Source organism: Lactococcus sp. S64, assembly GCF_016516525.1.
In the GTDB taxonomy this organism is placed as follows: Bacteria; Bacillota; Bacilli; order Lactobacillales; family Streptococcaceae; genus Lactococcus; species Lactococcus lactis.
Window position 1 is genome coordinate 1 of sequence record NZ_JACVUQ010000001.1, and the last position, 24,030, is coordinate 24,030.

Genomic DNA, 24,030 nt, shown 5'->3' on the forward strand with positions numbered 1-24,030 from the left:
TACAGCTATGATGGTATGACAAGTACTGCTAAAGTAACGGTTAAGGATAAATTAGGTAATAATCCTCTCACACCTAAGAATAATATGATAGAACCAACAGGACATACATCGAATAAAACAAATAAAAAGGATCTTCCAAAAACAGGTGAATCGAATTCATTCTTTTATACCATTGTTGGAGTTGTACTTTTAGGTTTAGTGACTTTTGCCTTGATTATAAAAAAAATGATAAAAAAAGAAAAGTAATAAGACAATGAATAAAAATTTTAATGAAGAAACAGTGTTTTATCAAAGAGTCTTAGAACTAAGCAAAGAGCGAAATATGTCTCTAAATGCTTTAGAAAAACAATTAGGATATCCGAGAAATGCTTTATCAAATTATAAGAGTATCCGAGGACCTTCAGCAGAAAGGTTATTGGAAGTTTCCAGTTTCTTTGGGGTAGATCCAGAGTATTTAATGAATAGGTCTAACGATAAGCCAATTTTAAAATTAGAATCGTTATTTAGCCGATTAAATCTCAAAAATAAAAGAGAAATCTGTCAAATATGCCTTGCATGGTTATCTAAGAATGAAGCAATCAATCTTGAAGACGAGTGAATTTGGCAAACTTAGAAAATAATGCAACAATAAAAGAGTATATTCATAAAATGGTATACTCTTTTATAATTAAAATTTAAATCTTTATTTGTCGATGATCCATAGAAATTCTTGAACACCTTACAATTTTTAGTGATTATCTAGTTTACCAATAACATGTAATAAGAGTATTTTCATGGAAACCTCTATTTTTACATATTTTTGGACGAAATAGATATACAATAAAAACCTATTTAATATTTGATTTACTTTGAATCGGGAACTAAAACTATTTTTGATTTAAACAAGTTAATTGTAATGAGGTAGATATAGTTTTTCAAGAGATATTAATGAGACATTTTGTGCTTTTATGAAAGCGTAGGTGTAGTATTATTATTATAAATGAATGAGATTTTTTACTAATAAACTAAAATAGTTATTGAAATAAGGGAATGTGATAAATAAATATATTTGTCGGTAAGGTCTGAAATTTGCTATTTTTTCAGTATACTATTATTTGAATATTTTATGAGTTCTATAAAAAAACGACAGTCATAATTTAATTGTGTTTAGTTATATTTTCAATTTTTTTTGTCAGACTTATTTAGAGATTATCGTATGAAAGGTAAAGCACTATACAGTTTTCTGGAAGATGATAATGAAATTAGTGATTTATACCCTTTAAACTTCTCCAGCTTAAATCAAATATCTGTGGATAATAATCATATTTATAGCATTAATAGCAAATGAAGTTCCTCCTGTTGCATATTCCAAACCTTTTAAAGAAGCAGCTCCTATAATATTTAAATGATTAAATGCTTGTTTGGTACCAATCTCAGAAACCTTATTTTTAGTCAACTGAGAGACTGCAATACCTAAAGTCTTTGTCACAGAAGTTTGAACATTTTCGTCTGGTATCCATGAGTCAATAGGTTCATCAGCTATCGTTATCAATTGTGATTTTATACCATCAGTATTAGAATCAGAAGACATTAGATCAACTGCAGTATCTTTGCTTTCTGAGGATTTCAATTGGGGTGTGTTGCCTCTGTTGCTATTGCTACAGAGGAGTTGCTTAAAGCTCCAATTATTAGAAACGAGTACATTAAATAGAGTATGAATTTATTTTTCAAATGATATAATCTCCAGTATTTGATTATAACTTATTATCAGATGTAGAGTAATATGGTTACGCAGTAATTACGACACAGAGATATATTTATGTTTTTTCATACGACGTTTATTCTTTGTATCAAAAACTATCATATTCGTCCTCTTTAACAAAAAATGATATTATTTTATTTCTAAACTCGGAAGAAGAATAAATAGGTATCTGTATCACTAGGTATGGCATTTAAGAAAGTTTTAGAAAGCGGATTTATAATTTTTTTTATTTTTCTAATTACTTAATAATAAAAAAATGAGTTTTTGATAATATATAGCTTGCAATATTAAAAAAAAAGAGTATACTTAATTATGAAAACGCGTTCATAAAAGAAATATAAAGGAGAATAATATGAGAAAAGCGTTATATGTTGGGATATGTGGAATTACCTTGGCAGTTGTTGGAGGTGTAGTGGGTCAAGCGAATGCTTCTGTATTGAACGACTCTCCAAAGGTTGATCAAGCTGCTGGACAAGAAGTTACCGTGAGCACTTTTAGTGAACTTTCTACAGCCCTTAAGGATACAGGGGTAGGATCAATCAAAATTGGAGGGGATATTACTTTTACAGGATCAATCTTAGATATCCCACAACGTGCCATCACCATAGATGGGCAAGGACATAGTCTCAAACTTCAATACTTTTTGATGACTGGCGCTCTTGGAGCCGCTGGTGGGACATTAACTATAAAAAATGCCACCATTACAAACTTGGATGCTTTAGGAAATCCGGTTGCAGCCTTTTTTGTCACTCCAAGCGAGAATTGGGCGGTCAATGTGGCAGGAGGTGTAGATTACACTGGAGAACGCTTCTTAGAAGTTCAAAATAGTGTCGTGACTTTTTCAGGAAAGAATATGGTTCATACTTCAGCTGAAAATGCTTGGGTAAGAAGTATTAACTTTGCGTCAAGTTCCGAATATACTTCCACAGCAGCTACTGAAGGAGAATTTGCGGCCTTTTATTTTAATGGTGACCTTGTTGGAGGAAAAGCAGTTGGTAAAGTAAAAGTAGACACTCAAGCAAAGGTAAATATCACTGTCTCTCCTAATAATGATTCCGAATTTTATTATCCCGCTTTCTATGATAAAGTGGATCGGGTTGATGTCAATGAAGGTGCAACTTTAAACATTACTGCGGCAGGTCATGCCTTACAATTCATCCCACGAGGAGATTACGATGAGGTTCCTAGTGTCAACGTTGAAAAAGGTGGGACGCTCCACCTCGTGGGCCATGGGACAGCCAATTATTCAACGATTAACTTTCAACAACCTAATTCACAATTAAATGCCAAGGAAGGTTCTACCCTTTATATTGAAGGCAAAGGAAACAAGGTCATTGAAACGGCCAAAAATAGTATTATTAATATTACTAATGCTGATTATGATTTGAGAAATAGCACAGCAGGAAGTCCTATTTTTGAATGTCAAAATACATTTTTAAATTTTAGTGGAGTGACAATGAGTGTCTGGGATAAAACAGGTGGTGATTATTCTGGGCTTCCGATGTTTGCTTGGAATACCTTAAAACTGTCAACAATCATCCAAAATGGGGATTCATTTAATACCACCTCAACAGATGATGCGGCTCAACAATACTTTCACTCTATCTTATTTGGGCGCATCAGTGGGATAGTAACTAAACCCTAAAAAATCTTAAGAAAAAGAATAATGATTATTCCAATTTTAGAAAAAAAGTCCAAAGGTAGTGGCATCTTTTGGACTTTTTAATGTTATATTGAAATGAATTGATGAAATCGTTTGCAAGATGAAGTGTGATATATTATAATAAATTCATAATATATAGAAAGTGAGTTTATCCTATGAAAAAAACTTTACTCTTAGCCTCTTCACTCTTCACCCTTGGAACAGTGGCAGTAATATCTACTTCTACATTAACTTCTGTTCAAGCAAATACAACAAAATCTTTCGGATCTACGTCATCAGTGGATTCTATTGATTCTGAAGTAGTAATTTTAGATAAAGGAGAATTTAATTCTCCTATGCTTCTGGATCCGTATGATTATTCTTTGAATTCTCTAGGTTTCAACACAGGAAAATTAGTCTTTAGCTATACATCTACAAGTTTGGTTGATTTAGATGAAACAGTCGAAAAATACTTTAATTTGAAGCTTCCTAAAGAATTCAACTTAATTTCTGATAAGGACGGTGGAGAAGATATGAGAGAGGCAATTACCGCTTCCTACAAATTGCCAGGACAATCAGATTATAAAAAGCTATCAGGAGAAGCCATTGATACTAGTCATAAAGGACAAATTAATTTTACATTGCCAACTTCTGCTATAATTTCTACTGGAGAGATTACTAATTTTAGAATTCAAATTGATTTCGGTAAAATCCTAGATAGCTTGAAACTAGGAGAAGATTATGATTATACTCAACAGATTCCAAATGCCTCTGATGGTTCCTATCATCTCAAAGGGGCTTTGAGCTCTTCAAGTCATTTCAAAGCTCTGCCTGAAGGTGCTGCATTGGGTTATACAAACGGTGGAAAAGCTATAAAATAACATGTTCTTGTAACTAATACTGATAAAACTTAACAAGAAATCATCATTTCTTATACCCCTCAAGCAATTTTGCTCTTGAGGGGTATTTTTTTTCATTTTACAATATCTAATATTAAATTTTTATTAACCATATTATAATCTTATTCTAATTTCTTTATAATCGACTTATTATTTTTTTGATTCAGTATATTTATTCATACATAAAATTGAAAATAAATTTAAAAACAATATAATATAGATAAAGTGGAATAGTGTTATGAAAATTCATGCGAATTATATGTATATTTTGTCGAAATCCATTCTTTGTAAAGGGTTGCATTTTTCTCATATTTATTTTATAATAATCTTATCAAATAAAGAAAGAGGTTTTACCCTATGAAAAAAGTTACACTACTAACCGCTTCTGTTCTTGCTCTTGGTTCTATTGGATTAACTACAGGATCCCAACTTGCACATGCCGATGTTGCTACTCCTCAAACTTCCATTAATAGTAATGGAGTCCAAGTTAGTGATCCTGGGATTACTATTCTCGACAAGGGAGAATTTGTTAATCCAATCATGATTGATACCTATGACTATACCTTAAATTCCTTGGGATTTAGCACAGGAAAAGTAGTCATGGAATATGATTCAAAGAGTCTGTTCACAATCGCTCTTGGGGAAACTAAACACTTTAATTTACAACTTCCAGAAGAATTTAATCTGATCTCAGGTAAAGATGGCGGAGCTGATTTGAAAGGGGCAATTACTGCTTCTTACAAATTACCTGGTGAAACTGACTATACTGACTTTACTCCAGAAGATATTACAACAGAATATGAAGGACAAGTTGATTTCAAATTATCTGCAACAAGTTTGATTAATATTGGAGAAACGACCAAGATTAAAATTCAAATTGATTACGGTAAAATTCTAGATGGTTTAGGACAAGATGGATCATTTGATTATAAAAAAATCATCCCTGATTCAAAAGCAGGAGGCTACACATTTAAAGGAATGTTAACTGATGATGATTGGATTAACATTTGGCCTGAAGGTGGCGCTACTGGTCTCACTGATAAAGGAGAAGCGGCTAATTCTGGCACTAAACCATAAATTATATTGCTTAAGAGTGTAATAAAAAATCCAAGAGCTAAAGCTCTTGGATTTTATTATGGAGCTTTTCATTAATTTAATTTTTATCAATTACTAATTAATAAAAAATGCTTACGAAAAAAGTAGAAGTCCTCTGTGAAAAAAACTTAACTAATTATATCTGTTATTTGTAAGGTATGGTGTTTACATATATTTTGACTAATATCAAGCAATAGGATATAATTTGAGCTTTTTTTAAATAGTTTTTTTATTTTAGAATTAGTCCATTGTTAGAGGTTTGATCTTCTAACCATTTTATTGCTTAAATTAAACAATAAAATTTTATTGTATTGTATTTTATTTTTTCAAGACTTACTTCAAAATATTAATGAGAATACTTGTTTAATATGATCAAGATTCAGAAAGGTTATTTTTGACTTTCAAATTTTGCAACAGAAGTTATAAGTTATTTAAAAATTCATTTTGAAAGGGGTTGCATTTCTCTAATTTTTTTATTATAATATTCTTATCAAATAAAGAAAGAGGTTTTACCCTATGAAAAAAGTTACACTACTAACCGCTTCTGTTCTTGCTCTTGGTTCTATTGGATTAACTACAGGATCCCAACTTGCACATGCCGATGTTGCTACTCCTCAAACTTCCATTAACAGTAATGGAGTTCAAGTTAGTGATCCTGGGATTACTATTCTTGACAAGGGAGAATTTGTTAATCCTCTCACTTTAGATACATACGACTATGATCTTAACCATGCAGGATTTAGCACAGGAAAAGTAGTCATGGAATATGATTCAAAGAGTCTGTTCACAATTGCGCTTGGGGAAACTAAACACTTTAATCTACTACTTCCAGAAGAATTTAACTTGATTTCAGGTAAAGATGGCGGAGCTGATTTGAAAGGGGCAATTACTGCTTCTTACAAATTACCTGGTGAAACTGACTATACTGACTTTACTCCAGAAGATATTACAACAGAATATGAAGGACAAGTTGATTTCAAATTATCTGCAACAAGTTTGATTAATATTGGAGAAACGACCAAGATTAAAATCCAAATTGATTACGGTAAGATTCTAGACGGTTTAGGACAAGATCGCTCATTTGATTATAAAAAAATCATCCCTGATTCAAAAGCAGGAGGCTACACATTTAAAGGAATGTTAACTGATGATGATTGGATTAACATTTGGCCTGAAGGTGGTGCTACTGGAATAACTGATCGAGGTATGGCTGCTTTTTCTGCACCCACTATTAATGCCTCTGATATTGAACTAAAAGTTGGTGATACTTTTGACCCAATGGCTCAAGTGACTGCTAGTGATGATGTCGACGGAGATATTACCAACAAAGTTGTCATTATATCTAATAACGTAGATACAACCAAACCTGGTATCTACCATGTAACTTACCGTGTAACAAATTCTTCAGGAATTACATCAGACAAAACAATAACTGTAACAGTGGTTTAGTAATATTTTAATTTCACATTACTTCTGTACAATAAGAGTTAACACTATTTACAGTTGGATTGGGATATGATTCAAAGAGCTTATTCACAATTGCAGCAGGAGAGACTAAACTCTTTAATTTACTTCTCCCAGAAGAATTTAACTTGATTTCAGGTAAAGATGGAGGATCTGATTTGAAAAGGGCAATTAACGCTTCTTACAAATTACCTGGTGAAACTGACTATACTGACTTTACTCCAGAAGATATTACAACAGAATATGAAGGACAAGTTGATTTCAAATTATCTGCAACGAGTTTGATTAATATTGGAGAAATGACCAAGATTAAAATTCAAATTGATTACGGTAAAATTCTAAATGGTTTAGGACAAGATGGATCATTTGATTATAAAAAAATCATCCCTGATTCAAAAGCAGGAGGCTACACATTTAAAGGAATGTTAACTGATGATGATTGGATTAACATTTGACCTGAAGGTGGCGCTACTGGTCTCACTGACAAAGGAGAAGCGGCTAATTCTGGCACTAAACCATAAATTATATGCTCAAGAATGTAATAAAAAAACCAAGGCCTTTATCCCTTGGTTTTTATAAAGCGCTTTTCGTTAATATATTTTTTATCAATTACTAATTAAAAAAATGCTTACGTAAAACGTAGAAAGTTCCCTATGAAAAAAACTTAACTAATTATATCTATATTTTTATCATTTGTAAAGCATAGGGTTCTTTTGCAAAGTATACCAAAAGTTTTAATTTAGTATAAAATGTAGGAAAATGTTAACAAGAGAGAGTCGAAACAATTTAAAAAAAAGCAATAGGATATATTATCCATATTTACATTTTTTCTTTTTGTAAACTCAATATATTTTAAAAATAATGAAAGTTATATTACGAAAAAAGGATGGTCTGAAATGCGACAACAATCTACAAAATAAGATTATTCACCAATTGTGGAGGTTAAACTTGTTAAAATTACTATTGAATTCAATAGTGAATTTGAACATAAGATTTCTTTTTTTTTTTAAGACACAGTTTAAAAAAAGATAAATATGTTTATATGTTTCAGTAAGCTTTCGACTAACAATAAATTTTTACAAAGAAAATATTGGATGATAAACAAGAAGTGAAAATAGAATTAAATATAAATTTTTGGCAATATTTTTTAAGAAGTTGAAAACTTTTTGGGGATTATGATATAATATAACTCATATAATTAATCAATGGAAAGTAGAGGTATTTATATGAAAACTGAAGCTAATGTTGAGTGGGTTGATATTACCTTGATGAATAATTTTTTAGTTGCTGGAGCAGCTAAATATTCTATTAGAGATAATGAGGTTACCATAGCTTTGAATGGAATACGGACGCCTGAAGTACCTCCTAAAGTGTCTGTTATAATGGCTAAATTACCTAATGAATTATTGCCATCATCAGGTCTAGAGGTACGTGAAGTAACTCTATTATCCAGTGGTTATGTAGCAAATATTGTAATAACTGCAGAAGGGTATATTCTTTTTGAAGCAGTTGAAGAGGCTGGTCCTTTGACGCTATTTTCTGCATATAAATCGTATTTTGTTGGTTAGGTGATAGATTAGTGGCAATTAGAGATGAAAAACAAAAAAATGTAAATCAAAAATTTTTGAGAAAGATAATTAATGAATGTTACTTTGGAGAAGATTTAAAAGAAAAGGAACGAGAACTATTTAATCTTAAGAATCAACATGTTTATATTGAACCTCCTTTTCAATTTGATTATGGTACAAATATCCATTTTTCAGGTCGTTTTTATGCTAATAGGGATTGTCTTTTTTTAGATACTACTGACATTTACTTTGGAAGTAATGTAACATTAGGTCCTAGGGTTCAGATTTATACAACTGATCATAGCCATCCTTCAGATATCAAAAGATCCAAAAATAGTGCGATATATCTTAGACAAGTAGTTATAGAAGATAATGTTTTTATTGGTGGTGGTTCAATTATAAATGCTGGAGTTACTATTGGAAAAAATTCTGTTGTAGCTTCAGGAAGTGTTGTGACTAAATCGGTCCTACCAAATACATTGGTAGGTGGAGTTCCCGCTAAAGTAATTAGAACTTTCGATGAAGATTGAGTTTAGTAAAGTTAAGTATCTTATCAAAAAATGAAAGAAGAAAAGATAGGTTAAAGTACTCGCCTATCTTCTTTTTATGTTATAATCGAAAAATATAGAACTCCAATTTTGGAGAATTTCCATACCAAAGCAAGATGTTGATGTTCAATAATGATATCTAAAAACCATGGGAATTGATAATTTCAGCTTCTAACACCATATAATTTACATCAAATTTTATTGAATTCAAATAAAAAAAGGACTTTCAAATTTTTGAGAGTTCTTTTTCATTCTTTTATAAGTGATATTAGCAACCATAAGAAGTAATTTGTTAAGAATATAGTATAAGCTCAAATAAAGTACCTTTAAATATTTTCTACTAAGTTAAATGTTTTAATTGACAGACAGATTTAAGCCAGCAGCACATATGGACGATTAATGATGGCGACGGTTACAACTCTAATTCTAAACTAGTAATGAAAAATTTTATAGTAAGAGAAGAAAGTTTTGGTTTATATAATATCTTTACTTGAGAAGGGAGGAGCGTTGTCATTTCTAATAGTAATAAGAATAAAGTTTATAATATTGGTGAACTAACTACTTCAAATATTGACTATAAGTTAATGATTTGTGGTAATTTGTCAAGCAAACTTAAACTGTATTATAAAGACTTATTATCAGAAAAAGATACAAGTGGTGTGTATCCCAGAGAAGTAAGTTATTCTGTGATATCTTCTTCTCGTCAAAATTAACTAAAAAAATGAGATATTTCTATCTCGTTCAAAATTCTAGTTTTTGAGTGCACATTATATTGATATGCATGTTTTTTTCATATTTCCAATAAAAAAAGTGATAAAAAAGAATCAACTTTTTTAATATGATATAATATATGGTTTACGAAATAATGATTTATATATTGTTTCTATGAGGTATAATCATATAAATAACAGTAGTTGTATGTCCTCTCGACTTAAAATAGGAAGAATGGCAACCCTCTATAATTAAAAGAAAAGTTTTTTGAATAAACAGTTATATTTAGAAAATTTAACTGATAAATTATTTTCTAAAAAATTTAGTAGAAAAAGTTTCTCACAATTTTGATATTAATAAAATAAATCTTTACGATATTTTTTATTAGACTTATTTAAAAATGCACAGGTTTACCAGAAAAACCTACCGATATAGGAAGTTAAACTTATAAAGAGGAATAAAATAGTAAAAAAGGGATTAAATGAGGTCTCTTTTTTTTGAGATAATCTAAGCATATACAAAAATTAAACTTATTTGACCTTCGGTCAGCCCCATCTACAATTTATATTGTTGGTTATTTTTTATTAATTGATATTGTTTCTCCATACTAATATTTTTCATTTATTACTACTAATATTTGATAACACTATTTTTATAGAGTTTTTCTATCAATATCGATTATTAAATAAATATATTCCAATTTATATCTTTTTAGTCAAGGCAATTGAGAACGCGTGTTCTTAAGAGAGAGTATTGTGAGATACAGGTTTTGTATGAAACTATAAAAGATGAAGTTACGTCATTTTTTAACTCCAGCAACCAGTAACCGAAATTAAGTGATTAATTTTTAGATAAGTAGGGGGTTCTTTCAAGTCAGGAAGAACAATGGCATATGTCTGGAGACGCGCCAGCGACTATAAAGGGGCTTACCATAAATATTCCAAGTCAAACTGATGCTAATGGAAATCCTAAAGTTATTGAGGACGATAATGATTATAAAGGAAGCCCTTTATATACAAAAAAATGAGAGCTTTTAGTGATTCTGGTAAAAATTCAAAATTAAGCTACAATTTTGTTTGTTTAGGGTCATATACAATCACAGCATACTCACAAATTAACTTTTTACCAGCTACGTTCACCCCTTATAATAATCAAGAAGAATCGTCAAATTATAACTCATATAATGATGCCTCAGATGTGGATAGAATCTTTCTAAGCACTGGACAAGATCCAGATGTTGATTATAGTATCGAATGTAAAAAGGTTGATTAAAAATCAAAACGGAAAATTATAGATATATTTTGTGAAACCAAAAGATTATGTTACAATTTAGAAAAAGGCGCAAATCCTTTTGAATAAATTAGGGCTACTCATATTATGAGTAGTTTTTTAATGCGTAAAAAAACTGTATATATTATATATACAGTACCTTGCCTAGCAAAAATATTTAGTTACGTTTTTAACTACGTTATAGGTGAAACGTATTGAACCTTATTGAGGGTATGATTTAATAAAATCATAAAAAGCATGTTTTGAGAAACGTATTGAACCTTATTGACGCGATATGCTATAATATTAACATGGACTACGAAAATTATATCTGGGATTTAGGCGGAACTTTATTGGACAATTATGAAAGTTCTAGTCATGCATTTGCTGCAACGCTTTGGTCAATGGCAGAGCGTGTTGTTTTGCGCACTGATGTATATGATGCGCTAAAAGTTTCAACGGCTTACGCTGTTGAAAAATATGCCAGTGATTTGCCAGGCTTTTTGGAAGAATACAAAAAGCTAGAAGCAGAGGAATTAGAAAAACCAATTCTCTTTTCCGGTGCTAAAAAAGTACTGACAGACCTATCAGTAAAAGGAAATAAGAATTTTATGATTTCACATCGCAATCATCAAGTTCTGACAATTCTGTCAGCAGCTGAAATTGATTCATATTTTACAGAGGTTGTCACGTCTGATAATGGCTTCAAACGAAAACCAGCACCAGAATCAATTAACTATTTGTTAAATAAATATAAACTCAATCCAAAGAAGACAGTGATGATTGGCGATCGTCCTTTAGATATTGAAGCAGGAAATGCTGCTGGGATATCAACAATTTATTTTGATAGCTCAACAGATTCAACTCTGTCAGGACAAGCGATTAACACTGTAAGTGATGGTTCGCTTAATAGCAAGCCAACTCACATTATTCATCAGCTGACAGAGATTATTTTGTAATCTTAAAAAAATGAATTAATGATAAGCAGATTTTTAGTCAAAATTGCTTATTTTTTTTACAAGTTTGAGTGACAAAATACCATGCACTAGAGCTAAAATTGCTGATTTATGGTATAATAGTAGTAAGTTTTTCATAGAAATGAGAGTTAACTTTGAACGAAGAAAATAAAAATTTAGAAATGCTTGCAGACGAATATGACGCCAGTCAAATTCAAGTACTTGAAGGTCTTGAAGCTGTACGTATGCGTCCAGGGATGTATATTGGTTCAACCTCAAAAGAAGGTTTGCACCATTTAGTCTGGGAAATTGTTGACAATTCAATTGATGAAGCACTTGCAGGATTTGCAAGCCATATTGAGGTTTTTATTGAGCCTGATAATTCAATTACTGTTGTTGATGATGGACGTGGAATTCCGGTTGATATTCAAGAAAAAACGGGTCGTCCAGCCGTGGAAACAGTCTTCACAGTGTTGCATGCTGGAGGTAAATTTGGCGGAGGCGGCTATAAAGTTTCTGGTGGATTGCACGGTGTTGGTTCATCTGTTGTTAATGCTTTATCAACCGTACTAGATGTTACTGTTCATAAAGATGGCCAAAAATATTATCAGGAATATCATCGTGGTCTCGTTGGAGATGATTTAAAAATTATTGGTGAAACTGACCGTAGAGGGACAACTGTTCACTTTGTACCAGACCCAGAAATTTTTACAGAAACTGTTGAATTTGATTTTGATAAGCTTGCAACACGTGTTCGTGAGTTAGCCTTTTTGAATCGCGGTCTTCGTATTTCCTTAACAGATAAACGTGAAGGAAATGAAAAAAATGAAGTTCATTTCCATTATGAAGGTGGAATTCAGTCTTATGTTGAATATTTAAATGAAAATAAGACAGTCATTTTTGAACCAGCAATTTTTACTGAAGGTGAAATGGATGGAATTGCTGTTGAAGTAGCAATGCAATATACTGATACTTATCATTCAGTAGTCATGTCCTTTGCTAACAACATCAACACTCACGAAGGTGGAACACATGAGCAAGGTTTTAGAACAGCCCTTACTCGTGTTATTAATAATTACGCAAAACAAAATAAAATTCTTAAAGAAAACGAAGATAATTTAACTGGGGATGATGTCCGCGAAGGATTGACAGCAGTTATTTCGGTTAAGCATCCTAATCCACAATTTGAAGGGCAAACCAAAACAAAACTTGGGAACTCAGAAGTAACAGGAATTGTTAACAAACTCTTTGCGGAAGCTTTGACAACATTTATGTTAGAAAATCCACAAGTTGCTCGTAAAATCGTTGAAAAAGGGATTTTGGCAAGTAAAGCAAGAATTGCAGCAAAACGTGCGCGTGAAGTGACACGTAAAAAATCAGGGCTTGAAATTTCCAACCTTCCCGGTAAATTAGCTGACTGTTCATCAAATAATCCAGAACAAACAGAATTATTCATCGTCGAAGGAGATTCGGCTGGAGGTTCGGCTAAATCAGGACGTAATCGTGAATTCCAAGCAATTTTACCTATTCGTGGTAAGATTTTGAATGTGGAAAAAGCAACGATGGATAAAATTTTGGCCAATGAAGAAATTCGTTCTCTATTCACTGCAATGGGAACTGGTTTTGGAGCAGATTATGATTTGTCGAAAGCACGTTATCATAAACTTGTTATCATGACCGATGCCGATGTCGATGGAGCACACATCCGTACGCTTTTACTAACACTCTTCTACCGTTATATGCGCCCAGTCGTTGAAGCAGGATATGTTTATATTGCTCAGCCACCAATTTACGGTATCAAAGTTGGTTCAGAAACAAAAGAATACATTCAACCAGGTGAAAATCAAGAAAAAGATTTACAAGAAGCTTTAGCACGTTGGGCTCAAGGAAGAACAAAGCCTACTGTACAACGTTATAAAGGTTTAGGGGAAATGGATGACCATCAACTTTGGGATACAACAATGGATCCTGAACACCGTTTAATGGCACGTGTATCTGTTGAAGACGCAGCAGAAGCTGACAAAATCTTTGATATGCTCATGGGAGACAGAGTTGAACCTCGTCGTGAATTTATTGAAAATAATGCTCAGTACTCGACAATTGATGCATAATATAGTAAAAACAACTCATTTTTGTTTGAGTTGTTTTTTTATTGAACATAATGTTAGCGCTTTATCGAAAAGTGTAATATAATGAAGTCAAGAAGGAGGTGGATTATGCCTGAAATAAACCCCAAATTAAGCAATGAGCAAATGAAGGAACTTGAAGATGAAGCACTCCGAAATGCAACAGTTGGTACGCAAACAGGAATTCAAGATACCTTTGAAAAGACCACAAGTAAAGCTGAGGAGCTGTTTAGTGAAGCTTCAAAAGCGCTCAAAGAAGTTGAAGAGAAAGAAAAGTAGGTTCTCCTACTTTTTATTATTAAGATGTATTTATTTATCTACTTAATGATTTTTTAAAGTGCTTATGATAGAATATGACTATAAAATATATAAAAAATAACTAATCGAATTATGAAAGAAGATAGATGAACAAAGGAATTATTGCTCAAAAAATTGTAGTTTCCATGTAAATATTTATAAAATGATGAACTATATTTACATGGAGAATAAAAAATGAAACAAAATAAATATGATAATGAACGTTTTTTCAAAAATTATGCATCAATGTCAAGGTCCCAAAAGGGATTGAAGGCCGCTGGTGAATGGTCTGAATTAGAAAAACTACTCCCAAATTTTCAGGATAAAGAAGTTTTGGATTTAGGGTGTGGATATGGATGGCACTGTAAATATGCAGTCAATCATGGGGCTAAAGAAGTAGTAGGAATAGACCTTTCACACAAGATGCTTGAAGTTGCTCTTGATATTAATAATGATAAAAAAATTACCTATCAACAATCCGCAATAGAGGATATTAACTTTCCTGCAGATACTTTTGATGTTGTTTTTAGTTCATTAGCTTTTCACTACATTTCAAATTTTGAAGACCTGGTCTGCAAAATTTCAAAGTGTCTTAAAAAGAATGGTGAATTTATTTTCTCTGTTGAACATCCTCTCTATACCTCATCAGGGAAACAGGGTTGGTGCTATGATGCAGAAGGTAAAATTCTTCATTTTCCAGTTGATAATTATTATTATGAAGGAAAACGTGAAGTCAATTTCTTAGGTGAACCAATTATTAAGTATCATCGGACATTAACAAGTTATGTAAGTTCTTTGTTAAGTTCTGGTTTTGAACTTATAAATTTAATTGAACCCAAACCTCCTGTAGAAATGAGAGAGCTCGAAGAAATGAAAAATGAGATGAGACGTCCAATGATGTTGCTTATTTCTGCAAGAAATAAAAAATCATAGTCATAAAGTAACAATAATAAGAGTTCCTATTTGAATAAAGTATGGGACTCTTATTTTTTATTTAGTTCGTTTAATGATATTAGTAGTTTTTTAATTACTTTTGAAGTAAAATTGTAGTTAGGAGAAGAAAAGATGAAAAAAATATATCTTGTTGCAATTTTTTTAGTAGCAACACTTGGAATGTCAGCCTGTAGTTCAAAACAAAATTCTCAAACAACAAAAGAAAGTTCTAAAAGTAGCCAAAGCTCACGAATCTCTTCAATAACTCAGAGCACTTCGAGTACTACCCAATCATCAAGTATTATTAAAGAGTCCTCTTCATCAATAGAAAAATCAATTTCCCCCTCAACTTCTACACAAATAAGAAAATGGAATCCAGAAAAAAATCAACGTCTTGCAGAGTTTATGTCAGCGTGGGGGATAGAAATGGGACAATCTTACAGTCAGTATGGTCCTAATCACAATCTTAATTTATATGGTCTCTCTATTCCTTGGTCAGTTATAGATAATAATTCAACTTGGAAAGCAGCAATAAATAATCAGCCTATCGAATTAAAATGGTCAGAAACAGGAGAAGATTCAGGAGGATATCAATTAGTTGATGTTTATTCAGATATGAATGAGAAAAACTCTGGTGTTAATCATGTTTATCTCTTTGTTATTAAATCAGGAAATCCCATGGTGCTTTATACCGCACAAAATCAAGGAAATACAAATAATTATTTATATCTAAAAGAAACAGAGAATAATGAATTAAAAAATGCCTTCGCACGAATTGTTGGATAATTTTTTAAATAAAAAGCCTATTTTGGAATAGGTTTTTTTATTTAAAAAAAAAAATAAAAACTAAAATTTTTATTCTTGACAAAAGATAGTGAACGGATTATAATAGTTAACGTCGTTAGTAAATATTACCGTTAGGGAGGAGTGAAAATGGATTACAATAAGGCAGCGGAGGTTTTCCTCACAACTGTTATCAAAAGAGGAAAAGCAGAGATGATGCACCGCTTTAATACCTACTCCCAAGGGGAGCATTTGGTATTGGGCTATCTTTATAAGGAAGCTGGTAAGCAAATTGTTCCAAGTAAGATTGCAAAATTTACGCATACAAGTACTGCAAGAATTGCGACAATCTTGAATAATCTTGAGAGTAAAAATTTAGTTACCCGTGAGATTTCAAGAACAGACCGTCGAAAAATTTTAGTAGCCATTACTGATAAAGGACGTCATGTTGCGGAAGAAATTCGAGTAGAAGCTTGCTCAAATTTAGCACGCGTTTTTGAAGAAATGGGTGAAGAACGAACAGAAAGTTTCATTGAAAATTTCAAATTATTTTTAGAAATTGGAATGAAGCTAGCTAAAGAAGACAAAGAAAAAGAGGAGGAAAAAAATGCCTGATACATACGAAAAAGATTACCATTTAGATATACATGGTAAACATTATAGCCGAATCGGAATGCTTATTTTGATTCTGGTTGGTACATTTGGAGCCATGTTGATGCAAACATCACTCGGGACAGCAATTCCAACATTGATGAATGACTTCAACATCTCCATGTCAACAGCACAACAAGCAACAACATGGTTTTTATTAGCCAATGGGATTATGGTTCCTATTTCAGCATATTTAGCAACAAAATTCCCTACACGTTGGCTTTACGTTACAGCATACGCAATTTTATTTATCGGAATGTTTGTTGCTTACTCGGCCCCAACATCAAGCTGGTGGGTTTTCCTAGCAGGTCGGATTCTGCAAGCTATTGCAGTTGGGATTACAATGCCTTTGATGCAAGTTGCCCTTGTTAATATGTTTCCAGCTAAACAAATGGGAGCAATCATGGGGGTTGCCGGAGTTGTTCTTGTCCTTGCGCCAGCCTTAGGTCCAACATTTGCAGGTTGGTTAATTACTCATAAATTTAACCTTATCTTTTGGACATTTGCAGCAAGTTGGAGAACAATTTTCCTTATTCCAATGATTGTTGTCGGAGTTGTTTTCCTTATTTCAATCTTTGCAATGCGTGATGTTATTCCGAACCGTCCAATGAAATTAGACTTCTTGTCAGTTTTACTTTCAGTTGTTGGTTTTGGTGCTTTCCTTTGGGGATTCACTAATGTTGCAACTGACGGATGGGGTAAATTCAACACCGTTATCGCCCCAATTGTTGGAGGGTTGATTATTATCTTCCTCTTTGGTTTACGTCAACTTAAAATGGACGATCCATTCCTTGATATTCGCGTCTTTAAAATTAGACAGTTTACTTTGGTAACTCTTGCACTTGCTTTAAGTACAATGGCAATGATGGGTGTTGAAATGATGCTTCCTCTTTACCTTCAAGATGTTCATGGACTTTCTGCCTTTAATTCAGGTTTGGTTCTCTTACCTGGGTCATTAATGATGGCTGTTGTTGCCCCACTTGCTGGTGGAGTTTATGACCGAATTGGTTCAAAACGTCTTGCGGTGATTGGTTTCCTCGTTTTAGCACTGGGAACTATACCATTTATGTTCTTTACAGCTACGACTCCTGACCACTTTGTTACTCTTCTTTATGGATTACGTATGGTTGGTGTTGGTATGGTAATGATGCCATTAACAACTAGTGCCATGAATGCAGTTCCAGTTAATGAAGTCGCTCAAGCAACAGCTTCAAACAATACAGCGCGTCAAGTCGCGTCATCAGTTGTTGTTGCCCTCCTTTCCTCAGTCGCTCAAAATGTAATTACTAACAATATGCCTGCTTCATCATTAAAATCAACAAATCCATTGCAATTTGCAAATAAAGCAATCGAAGCAATGTTACAAGGTTACCACGCTTCATTCGCAATTGGACTCGTCTTTGCCATTATTGGTATCGGAGTTGCTCTCTTCTTGAAGAGTGGTCGAATGATTTCTGGTGTCCCTGTTGAAGAACAAGACTTGAAAGGAGAAAATAAATAATGCTAATTATATTATTATTGGTAGTGTTTATGATTGGAACTTTCTTTGGTTTCATGTTTATAAAAAACACAATCGCTCATTGGTTAGTTGGTGGAATTTCCTTTCTCTTATTAGCTGGTTCTGTGACCATGCTAACTATGCATATCAGAGATAACTGGGGAATGAAAGAAGTAACAACTTCAACTACGCACCAAATTTATACTGCTGGAGATAAATCAGCTCCTTATGGAATGATGATTAAAGCAGAAATTGGTAAAAACACTGATAATTATGTCTTTGTTTACCGAAATAATGAAAACTCGGAAAAAGCCGACACTAATTTTAAACCTGATGAAAAACACATTTCAGAAGCTGTTAAAAAATCAGCGACTTATAAATTAGTGGATGATACTAAAGCAACAGTTACAACTAAAACGACAAGACGCGTTTGGTCATCTGACTTTTATAAATTACTATTTAGTGTAGGTGGTGAACAAAATGAATTAGTTAAACAAAATTCAGTTGTTTCAGTACCTAAAGATACATGGTTAGTTTTGACTCAAGATCAAGTTAAAAAATTGAGTCAAGAAGCTCCAGCAATGCAAAAACAAATGGAAGCTCAACTTAAAGCTGACCCACAAAAAGCGGCTCAACTTGCTGCACTTCAAAAATCAAATCCAACAGAATATGCTAAGATGCAAGTAAAACAAATTAAGCAACTTCTTGGAATTACTGAATAAATAATAAAAAGACTTCAAAAATATTTGAGGTCTTTTTATTACATTAAAGTTAAGTAAATATAAATAGCGCAAAGAAAGTTACTTCGCGTTATTTTTCTTGACAATAAATGAAACTAATAATACAATCGATAAATAAACGCAACTTAAAATTCATGTGTAGTAAAAAAACCTTAAAAAAATAACGAATAATAAAATTATCGCTTGTAAGGTAATGCATTTTTATATAATTGTTTATTTTTTTTAATATCTAGCTGGTCATAATGATATAATATTAGAGGTTTTACATTACCAGGAATTCATCAGGTATGTTAACTAATAGCTTCGTGAATAAAATAACTTATTAAGAGTGGAAATATTTACAAACATTTTGTATAATGAAGTGTACAATGATGTACTGGTATTTCTTAAAATTGCATTTATAACAAACTATGTATCAATAATTACTATAGTCTAGGCCTTATTTAGTAGGGGTTTTGGATTTTTTAAGAGATTTCAAGGGTGATTATTTTAAAAGTTTCCGAAAAATTTGTGTTTTTCGGAAACTTTTTTTATACTCTTTTATGATTTTACTGGTAAAACAACATAAAATGTAATAGTTAAATTACTTAGATTGCTTTTACTTTTCTCTAAAGTATCTTGATAAATTAAGTGTAGTCATAAACTTAGCTCTATCTCAGGATTTACAATATTATTTGTATTCATTACATTACGATAGTTTCCGAAAAACACAAATTTTTCTGAAATAAATAAATGTAATAAAGGAGTTTGATTAAAGTGGTAGAAAGTATTTTTTATAATCAGTTAATTAGTTTAGCGCAAAAGCATTGTAAATCTATCAATAGGGTAGAAAAAGATTTAGGATATCCAAGAAATGCTTTACATAACTATAAAAAAGGAGGATCTATTCCTTCAGGGATAAGATTAATGGAACTTGCTAATTATTTTGATGTTACTCCCGAATTTTTAATCGGTAAAGATTCGCTATTAAAGAAAAAACAGGATCTTACGAGTAGAGAGATATTTAATAACATGTCGTTATCACAGCGGCATGAAATAGCCGAGCTTTGTCAGGAATGGTTATTATCACTTCCTTATAGTTAAGTTAGAAAAATAGTCTAGTTTAAATATAAGAACTTGCTGTTAAAATTATTTACTAAAAATACCAGAAATAGTTTTAAGGTATAGATTAAATAAAGAAAGAAAAGTTGATGTTTAAAAAAATATTGTCAAAAAGCTTAGTTATATTATTTTTGGTAGTAATTATATGCTTTTTGCTAATCCTATCATTAGGGCACATACACGGCAGAAGTACAAAAAATTCAGCAGTACAAACTCAACAAGTAAAAAAAACCTCAAAATCAAATGGTTATAGTCTTTCAGATTCTCAAATTTCAAATTCTGATAGATTAAAAGAAAATGATCAACCAGATATTTCAGTAGAAGATACAGGTAAAGCTGGTTGGCTTCAGATAGTTTCTCAAGGATCCGGAAAAAAATTTACAGATCTTTCAGATGGTAACTTTAAAATATATAAAGCCCATAGTCCGCAACTCTTGAAAACAGCAACCTCTGCCGATAGTCCCGTGATGAGTATGTCAGAAGTTGTAAGTAAATATCCCAACAGTTTAATTATGAACGCTTCGGGTTTTAATATGAGTACAGGTAAAGTTACAGGATTTCAAATTAACAATGGAAAGTTATTTAAAGATTGGAATTCCGATAAAAGAGCCAAAAATGCTTTTGTTTTTAACAAAGATGGTTCAGTGAAGGTATATGATTCATCAACGCCAGCAAGTAAAATTTTGCAAAATGGTGCTGAGACGAGCTTTAGCTTTGGTTCAATCTTGATAAAAGATGGTAAAAGTTTACCTAGTGACGGAACAGTGAATTGGGAAATTCATTCTTTTTTAGGGAATGATAAAAATAATAACATCTATTTAATAATTTCAGATACTAGTACAGGCTACCAAGCAATCATGTCAGAACTTCAAGCTCTTCACTTGGAAAATGCCATAGTAATGGACGGGGGAGGTTCTAGCCAGATGTCATTAAATGGACAACCAATTTATCCGAGTCAAGATAATCGCTCGGTAAATGACTATATTGTTTTGAAATGATAGAGCTAGATTGACGAATAAAGATGATTAAAATAGACACCAGTAAAGAAAGTCGTTGGAGAAAAGTTTATGGCGTTTTTCTGATAGCTGCAACAATTATGATTCTTCTACTTATTGGAGGAGAACTTTTTGCTTTTATAGATATAGATAAGCCTCCTTATGATTGGATTATCAATACAATGATTTTCTTCTTCACAGTGGACTATTTATGGCGCCTAAAGAGAGCAAAAAAAAAATGGAAGTTCATTAAAAATAATATTTATGATTTAATTGCAATTTTACCATTTAGTTTTTTATTTTCTATCGTAGGTTTAACTTCTTTCATCAGCTTGGGACAAATTTCAAAGTTTGCTCTTATTGGTCGCTTGATAGGAATGTTTGGAAAGTTTAATCGCTCCTCTAATCGATTTTTAAATACTAATAGTTTTTATCAAGTTGCTAATATTGCGGTAGCGATAATAATGACAGATAGTTTTGTTTTTTCCCTTTTCGAAAAAATTTCTTTTGGAGATGCTGTATGGTGGGCGATTGTAACGACAACGACAGTTGGTTATGGGGATTTTTATCCTAAAACTATTGTTGGGAAATTTGCAGCAGCTATTTTGATGTTTTTGGGGATTGGTTTGATTGGTTATCTTACATCAACAATTACAAATTATTTTACAAATGATATGGAACAAAAAGAAAAAAGCCAAGAGCTCGAACAAATTTCAAAAATAGAATCACTAGAAAGAAAAATAGATTTACTTGTCAATAAAATAGAAACCTTAGAAGGAAATAATAGAAAAAATAAATGAACACCAATAAAGTAAAGATAAAAGCTGAATATCTAACTAAAAAATTTGAATTGCTTCCAGCAAAAAGTAGTAAAAATAAAGCCAAATCATTAATAGGATCTAATAGTAAAAACGAAAAAGACTTCTGGGCTTTAAGAAATATAAGTTTTGAGATTCGAGATGGTGAGTGTATAGGAGTAATTGGATTAAATGGTGCAGGGAAATCTACACTTTCCAATATCATTAGTGGTCAAATTGCTCAGACTACTGGACGGGTGGAAATAAATGGTGATGTATCTATTATTGCAGCTAGTGCAGGGATGCAAAATAACCTTTCTGGTCGTGAAAATATTCGTCTTAAGGCGTTGATGGTTGGGATGACTAATAAAGAAATTAAGTCAAAAATGGATGACATCATCGAATTTTCAGAACTAGGACCATTCATTGATCAACCTGTGAAAACATACTCATCAGGGATGAAAGCTAAGTTAGGCTTTTCCATTATGGTTCATCAAAATCCAGATATTATGATTATAGATGAAGGGTTATCTGTTGGAGATAAAACCTTTGTAGATAAATCTCAAAAGAAAATGTTTGAATTTCGAGATGAAGGAAAAACAATTCTTCTCGTATCTCACGATATGCGCACAATAAAAGAATGGTGTGATCGAGTAATTTGGTTAAATTATGGGGAAGTTAAGGCTTACGGAAGACCAGAAGAAGTCATTCCTGAATATGAAAAATTTGTTCAATGGTTCAAAAAACTTCCTAAAAAAGAACAAGAAAAATTTAAAACTGATCAAAGGCAAGCACAACTTGATTATTCTGTTGAAGAGTTAAAAGCGGAGATTGTGAGCCAAAATCCTTCTAAAAGTAGAAGAGTTCAAAGAGAAGTAACAGAAGAATTAAAAAATAAGAAAGACAATCATAAATTATCACTTACGTCTAAAGTTATTGTTTGGCTTTGCCTTCTTGCATTTATATGGATTACCCTTGTTTCTTTAAGCAATGCAACTTTGGCAGAGTCTTTGAGACATCCTAAAACATTTTTTACTGAACGTCTTTTCAAATCAGATACCAGAAATATGACTTCAACAACAAAAAAAGAAGCTGTAGTTAAAACTTCTTCAAGTCCAAAGAAAAAAGTATCTCAAGCTAAAAAGACTACAAAAGTTTCATCTACTCAGAAGAATACGAGTTCATCAAGCTCAACATCAAATCAAAATACGTATATCGTCCAAGCGGGAGATTCATTAAGTATTATTGCCGAAAATCATGGGTATTCTGTTGAGGAAATTCAACAAGTAAATCCAGGAGTAGACTTTAGCGTCATTCATCCAGGACAAGAAATAAATCTACCAGAACCAACAACAAGCGCAAACTCAACAACAGAACAATCAGACGGGGCCAATCAATAATGAAAGATGCGATTCTTTACATCAAAGAACAAATTAAATATTTCCGAATAGCAGTCAATCTATCAAAATATAGTACAAAGAGTACCTCAATGCAAAACCGTTTAGGGCGCTTATGGGAGATTCTTGATCCCTTGGTGCAATTGGCGATAAATTACATTATCTTTGGTATTTTAATGCACCGTTCTGCACCCGCAGGGTTACCGCCTCTTTCTTGGATGTTTATTGGGATGGGTGTTTATTCTTTTGCTCAACATATCATCGTAACAGGTTCAAAAAGTGTCTCAACTCAGTTTAAAATGACTGCTAAAATGAAATTTCCAGTAAGTATTATGCCAACCGCTTCGATGATTGGGTTCCTTACGGAATTTTATATCATGGTTGGCGCTGGACTTGTGATTGCAATGTTTTCTGGATATTATCCATCGCTTTATTGGTTGCAATTACTATATTACTTACCAATGTTAATTATTTTTTCTCTTTCATTGTCATTATTATGTTCTTCAATTGAAATTGTCTTTCCTGATTTTAAATTCTTTTTAAATTATATCTTTAAATTTTTGATGTATGGTTCAGGTGTTATTTTTGATTTAAGTCAATTCAAAGTTATACCAAAATTTTTAATCCAAGCACAAATGGTAGATCCGTTTTACTATTTGATAGAGGGGTTTCGAGATATTGCTTTTGGGCGAGCTTGGTTTTGGCAAAAAGGAATATTTAATGTAAGTTTTTGGTTGCTCACTATATTTATATTAATTGTAGCAGCTAATTTCCATATGAAGATTCGTGATAGAATCTCAGATTATTTGTAATTTAAAA

Annotated in this window: 25 protein-coding genes; 24 read left to right on the forward strand and 1 reads right to left on the reverse strand. The window is 32.1% G+C overall.

Annotation, left to right across the window (positions count from 1 at the left end):
- Together IAE51_RS00005 and IAE51_RS00010 are read left to right on the forward strand one after the other, a co-directional pair.
- Positions 1-246 (forward strand): LPXTG cell wall anchor domain-containing protein (locus IAE51_RS00005; RefSeq protein ID WP_200094359.1); only part of this gene is annotated, 246 nt, incomplete at its 5' end.
- 7 nt (positions 247-253) lie between these two features.
- Entirely contained in the window at positions 254-598 is a 345-nt protein-coding gene (locus IAE51_RS00010) for a helix-turn-helix transcriptional regulator (protein WP_200094362.1), read from the forward strand.
- A gap of 675 nt (positions 599-1,273) precedes the next feature.
- On the opposite strand, the gene IAE51_RS00015 is transcribed toward IAE51_RS00010, so the two are convergent.
- On the reverse strand, positions 1,274-1,609 hold the full coding sequence (locus tag IAE51_RS00015) for a hypothetical protein (RefSeq protein WP_200094366.1): 336 nt from the start codon (positions 1,607-1,609) through the stop codon (positions 1,274-1,276).
- 484 nt (positions 1,610-2,093) lie between these two features.
- Between IAE51_RS00015 and IAE51_RS00020 the strand changes: the two genes are divergently transcribed.
- From IAE51_RS00020 to IAE51_RS00120, 22 genes are all read left to right on the forward strand, one after another.
- Positions 2,094-3,386 (forward strand): pectate lyase-like adhesive domain-containing protein, encoded by a 1,293-nt coding sequence (locus IAE51_RS00020; RefSeq protein ID WP_200094369.1) that lies wholly within the window; start codon positions 2,094-2,096, stop codon positions 3,384-3,386.
- 173 nt (positions 3,387-3,559) lie between these two features.
- Entirely contained in the window at positions 3,560-4,264 is a 705-nt protein-coding gene (locus IAE51_RS00025; RefSeq protein ID WP_200094372.1) for a hypothetical protein, read from the forward strand.
- A gap of 375 nt (positions 4,265-4,639) precedes the next feature.
- The gene (locus tag IAE51_RS00030) at positions 4,640-5,359 is read left to right on the forward strand and encodes a hypothetical protein (protein ID WP_200094375.1); all 720 of its coding nucleotides are present in this window, start codon (positions 4,640-4,642) and stop codon (positions 5,357-5,359) included.
- A gap of 534 nt (positions 5,360-5,893) precedes the next feature.
- Positions 5,894-6,826 carry an immunoglobulin-like domain-containing protein gene (locus tag IAE51_RS00035; RefSeq protein WP_200094377.1) on the forward strand — a complete coding sequence of 311 codons (933 nt, stop codon included), beginning with the start codon at positions 5,894-5,896 and terminating at the stop codon, positions 6,824-6,826.
- 59 nt (positions 6,827-6,885) lie between these two features.
- Entirely contained in the window at positions 6,886-7,296 is a 411-nt protein-coding gene (locus tag IAE51_RS00040) for a hypothetical protein (protein ID WP_200094379.1), read from the forward strand.
- 750 nt (positions 7,297-8,046) lie between these two features.
- Positions 8,047-8,409, forward strand: coding sequence for a hypothetical protein (locus tag IAE51_RS00045; protein ID WP_200094381.1), 363 nt, complete (start codon positions 8,047-8,049; stop codon positions 8,407-8,409).
- 11 nt (positions 8,410-8,420) lie between these two features.
- Positions 8,421-8,939: a sugar O-acetyltransferase gene (locus IAE51_RS00050; RefSeq protein WP_200094383.1), complete on the forward strand. Its 519-nt coding sequence runs from the start codon at positions 8,421-8,423 to the stop codon at positions 8,937-8,939.
- Positions 8,940-10,560: 1,621 nt separating this feature from the next.
- Entirely contained in the window at positions 10,561-10,695 is a 135-nt protein-coding gene (locus IAE51_RS12325; protein WP_255528835.1) for a hypothetical protein, read from the forward strand.
- On the forward strand, positions 10,692-10,940 hold the full coding sequence (locus IAE51_RS00055; protein WP_200094385.1) for a hypothetical protein: 249 nt from the start codon (positions 10,692-10,694) through the stop codon (positions 10,938-10,940). The genes IAE51_RS12325 and IAE51_RS00055 overlap by 4 nt, the downstream gene beginning before the upstream one ends.
- A gap of 308 nt (positions 10,941-11,248) precedes the next feature.
- The gene (locus tag IAE51_RS00060) at positions 11,249-11,896 is read left to right on the forward strand and encodes an HAD family hydrolase (RefSeq protein WP_003131420.1); all 648 of its coding nucleotides are present in this window, start codon (positions 11,249-11,251) and stop codon (positions 11,894-11,896) included.
- A 152-nt stretch (positions 11,897-12,048) separates the two neighbouring features.
- Entirely contained in the window at positions 12,049-14,004 is a 1,956-nt protein-coding gene (gene gyrB, locus IAE51_RS00065; RefSeq protein WP_003131421.1) for a DNA topoisomerase (ATP-hydrolyzing) subunit B, read from the forward strand.
- Positions 14,005-14,109: 105 nt separating this feature from the next.
- A complete protein-coding gene (locus IAE51_RS00070) occupies positions 14,110-14,298 on the forward strand; it encodes a hypothetical protein (RefSeq protein ID WP_003131422.1) in 189 nt (62 codons plus the stop codon).
- A 213-nt stretch (positions 14,299-14,511) separates the two neighbouring features.
- Entirely contained in the window at positions 14,512-15,249 is a 738-nt protein-coding gene (locus IAE51_RS00075; protein ID WP_200094386.1) for a class I SAM-dependent methyltransferase, read from the forward strand.
- A 132-nt stretch (positions 15,250-15,381) separates the two neighbouring features.
- Complete coding sequence (locus IAE51_RS00080) at positions 15,382-16,035, forward strand: DUF4767 domain-containing protein (RefSeq protein WP_200094388.1); 654 nt, start codon at positions 15,382-15,384, stop codon at positions 16,033-16,035.
- A gap of 147 nt (positions 16,036-16,182) precedes the next feature.
- Positions 16,183-16,647 carry a MarR family winged helix-turn-helix transcriptional regulator gene (locus tag IAE51_RS00085; RefSeq protein WP_012897558.1) on the forward strand — a complete coding sequence of 155 codons (465 nt, stop codon included), beginning with the start codon at positions 16,183-16,185 and terminating at the stop codon, positions 16,645-16,647.
- Positions 16,640-18,184 (forward strand): MDR family MFS transporter, encoded by a 1,545-nt coding sequence (locus tag IAE51_RS00090; protein ID WP_012897559.1) that lies wholly within the window; start codon positions 16,640-16,642, stop codon positions 18,182-18,184. Before IAE51_RS00085 ends, IAE51_RS00090 begins: the two co-directional genes overlap by 8 nt.
- Positions 18,184-18,903, forward strand: coding sequence for a DUF4811 domain-containing protein (locus IAE51_RS00095; RefSeq protein ID WP_033900091.1), 720 nt, complete (start codon positions 18,184-18,186; stop codon positions 18,901-18,903). Before IAE51_RS00090 ends, IAE51_RS00095 begins: the two co-directional genes overlap by 1 nt.
- Positions 18,904-19,677: 774 nt before the next feature.
- Complete coding sequence (locus tag IAE51_RS00100; protein ID WP_200094391.1) at positions 19,678-20,004, forward strand: helix-turn-helix transcriptional regulator; 327 nt, start codon at positions 19,678-19,680, stop codon at positions 20,002-20,004.
- A gap of 170 nt (positions 20,005-20,174) precedes the next feature.
- Positions 20,175-21,020 (forward strand): phosphodiester glycosidase family protein, encoded by an 846-nt coding sequence (locus tag IAE51_RS00105; RefSeq protein WP_161935043.1) that lies wholly within the window; start codon positions 20,175-20,177, stop codon positions 21,018-21,020.
- Between the two features lie 23 nt (positions 21,021-21,043).
- Positions 21,044-21,817 (forward strand): ion channel, encoded by a 774-nt coding sequence (locus IAE51_RS00110; RefSeq protein WP_023163954.1) that lies wholly within the window; start codon positions 21,044-21,046, stop codon positions 21,815-21,817.
- Positions 21,814-23,214: an ATP-binding cassette domain-containing protein gene (locus IAE51_RS00115; protein ID WP_200094394.1), complete on the forward strand. Its 1,401-nt coding sequence runs from the start codon at positions 21,814-21,816 to the stop codon at positions 23,212-23,214. Before IAE51_RS00110 ends, IAE51_RS00115 begins: the two co-directional genes overlap by 4 nt.
- Positions 23,214-24,023: an ABC transporter permease gene (locus tag IAE51_RS00120; protein WP_029343723.1), complete on the forward strand. Its 810-nt coding sequence runs from the start codon at positions 23,214-23,216 to the stop codon at positions 24,021-24,023. Before IAE51_RS00115 ends, IAE51_RS00120 begins: the two co-directional genes overlap by 1 nt.
- Positions 24,024-24,030: the final 7 nt, after the last annotated feature.

Excerpts from the sequence above, each read along its gene's own strand:
- IAE51_RS00045 (WP_200094381.1), top strand. The coding sequence starts at position 8,047 with ATGGAAAGTAGAGGTATTTATATGAAAACTGAAGCTAATGTTGAGTGG.
- IAE51_RS00080 (WP_200094388.1), top strand. The coding sequence starts at position 15,382 with ATGAAAAAAATATATCTTGTTGCAATTTTTTTAGTAGCAACACTTGGA.
- IAE51_RS00070 (WP_003131422.1), top strand. The coding sequence starts at position 14,110 with ATGCCTGAAATAAACCCCAAATTAAGCAATGAGCAAATGAAGGAACTT.
- IAE51_RS00090 (WP_012897559.1), top strand. The coding sequence starts at position 16,640 with ATGCCTGATACATACGAAAAAGATTACCATTTAGATATACATGGTAAA.
- IAE51_RS00020 (WP_200094369.1), top strand. The coding sequence starts at position 2,094 with ATGAGAAAAGCGTTATATGTTGGGATATGTGGAATTACCTTGGCAGTT.
- IAE51_RS00075 (WP_200094386.1), top strand. The coding sequence starts at position 14,512 with ATGAAACAAAATAAATATGATAATGAACGTTTTTTCAAAAATTATGCA.
- IAE51_RS00055 (WP_200094385.1), top strand. The coding sequence starts at position 10,692 with ATGAGAGCTTTTAGTGATTCTGGTAAAAATTCAAAATTAAGCTACAAT.
- IAE51_RS12325 (WP_255528835.1), top strand. The coding sequence starts at position 10,561 with ATGTCTGGAGACGCGCCAGCGACTATAAAGGGGCTTACCATAAATATT.
- IAE51_RS00035 (WP_200094377.1), top strand. The coding sequence starts at position 5,894 with ATGAAAAAAGTTACACTACTAACCGCTTCTGTTCTTGCTCTTGGTTCT.
- IAE51_RS00110 (WP_023163954.1), top strand. The coding sequence starts at position 21,044 with ATGATTAAAATAGACACCAGTAAAGAAAGTCGTTGGAGAAAAGTTTAT.
- IAE51_RS00060 (WP_003131420.1), top strand. The coding sequence starts at position 11,249 with ATGGACTACGAAAATTATATCTGGGATTTAGGCGGAACTTTATTGGAC.
- IAE51_RS00095 (WP_033900091.1), top strand. The coding sequence starts at position 18,184 with ATGCTAATTATATTATTATTGGTAGTGTTTATGATTGGAACTTTCTTT.
- IAE51_RS00120 (WP_029343723.1), top strand. The coding sequence starts at position 23,214 with ATGAAAGATGCGATTCTTTACATCAAAGAACAAATTAAATATTTCCGA.
- IAE51_RS00030 (WP_200094375.1), top strand. The coding sequence starts at position 4,640 with ATGAAAAAAGTTACACTACTAACCGCTTCTGTTCTTGCTCTTGGTTCT.
- IAE51_RS00025 (WP_200094372.1), top strand. The coding sequence starts at position 3,560 with ATGAAAAAAACTTTACTCTTAGCCTCTTCACTCTTCACCCTTGGAACA.
- IAE51_RS00010 (WP_200094362.1), top strand. The coding sequence starts at position 254 with ATGAATAAAAATTTTAATGAAGAAACAGTGTTTTATCAAAGAGTCTTA.
- IAE51_RS00115 (WP_200094394.1), top strand. The coding sequence starts at position 21,814 with ATGAACACCAATAAAGTAAAGATAAAAGCTGAATATCTAACTAAAAAA.
- IAE51_RS00085 (WP_012897558.1), top strand. The coding sequence starts at position 16,183 with ATGGATTACAATAAGGCAGCGGAGGTTTTCCTCACAACTGTTATCAAA.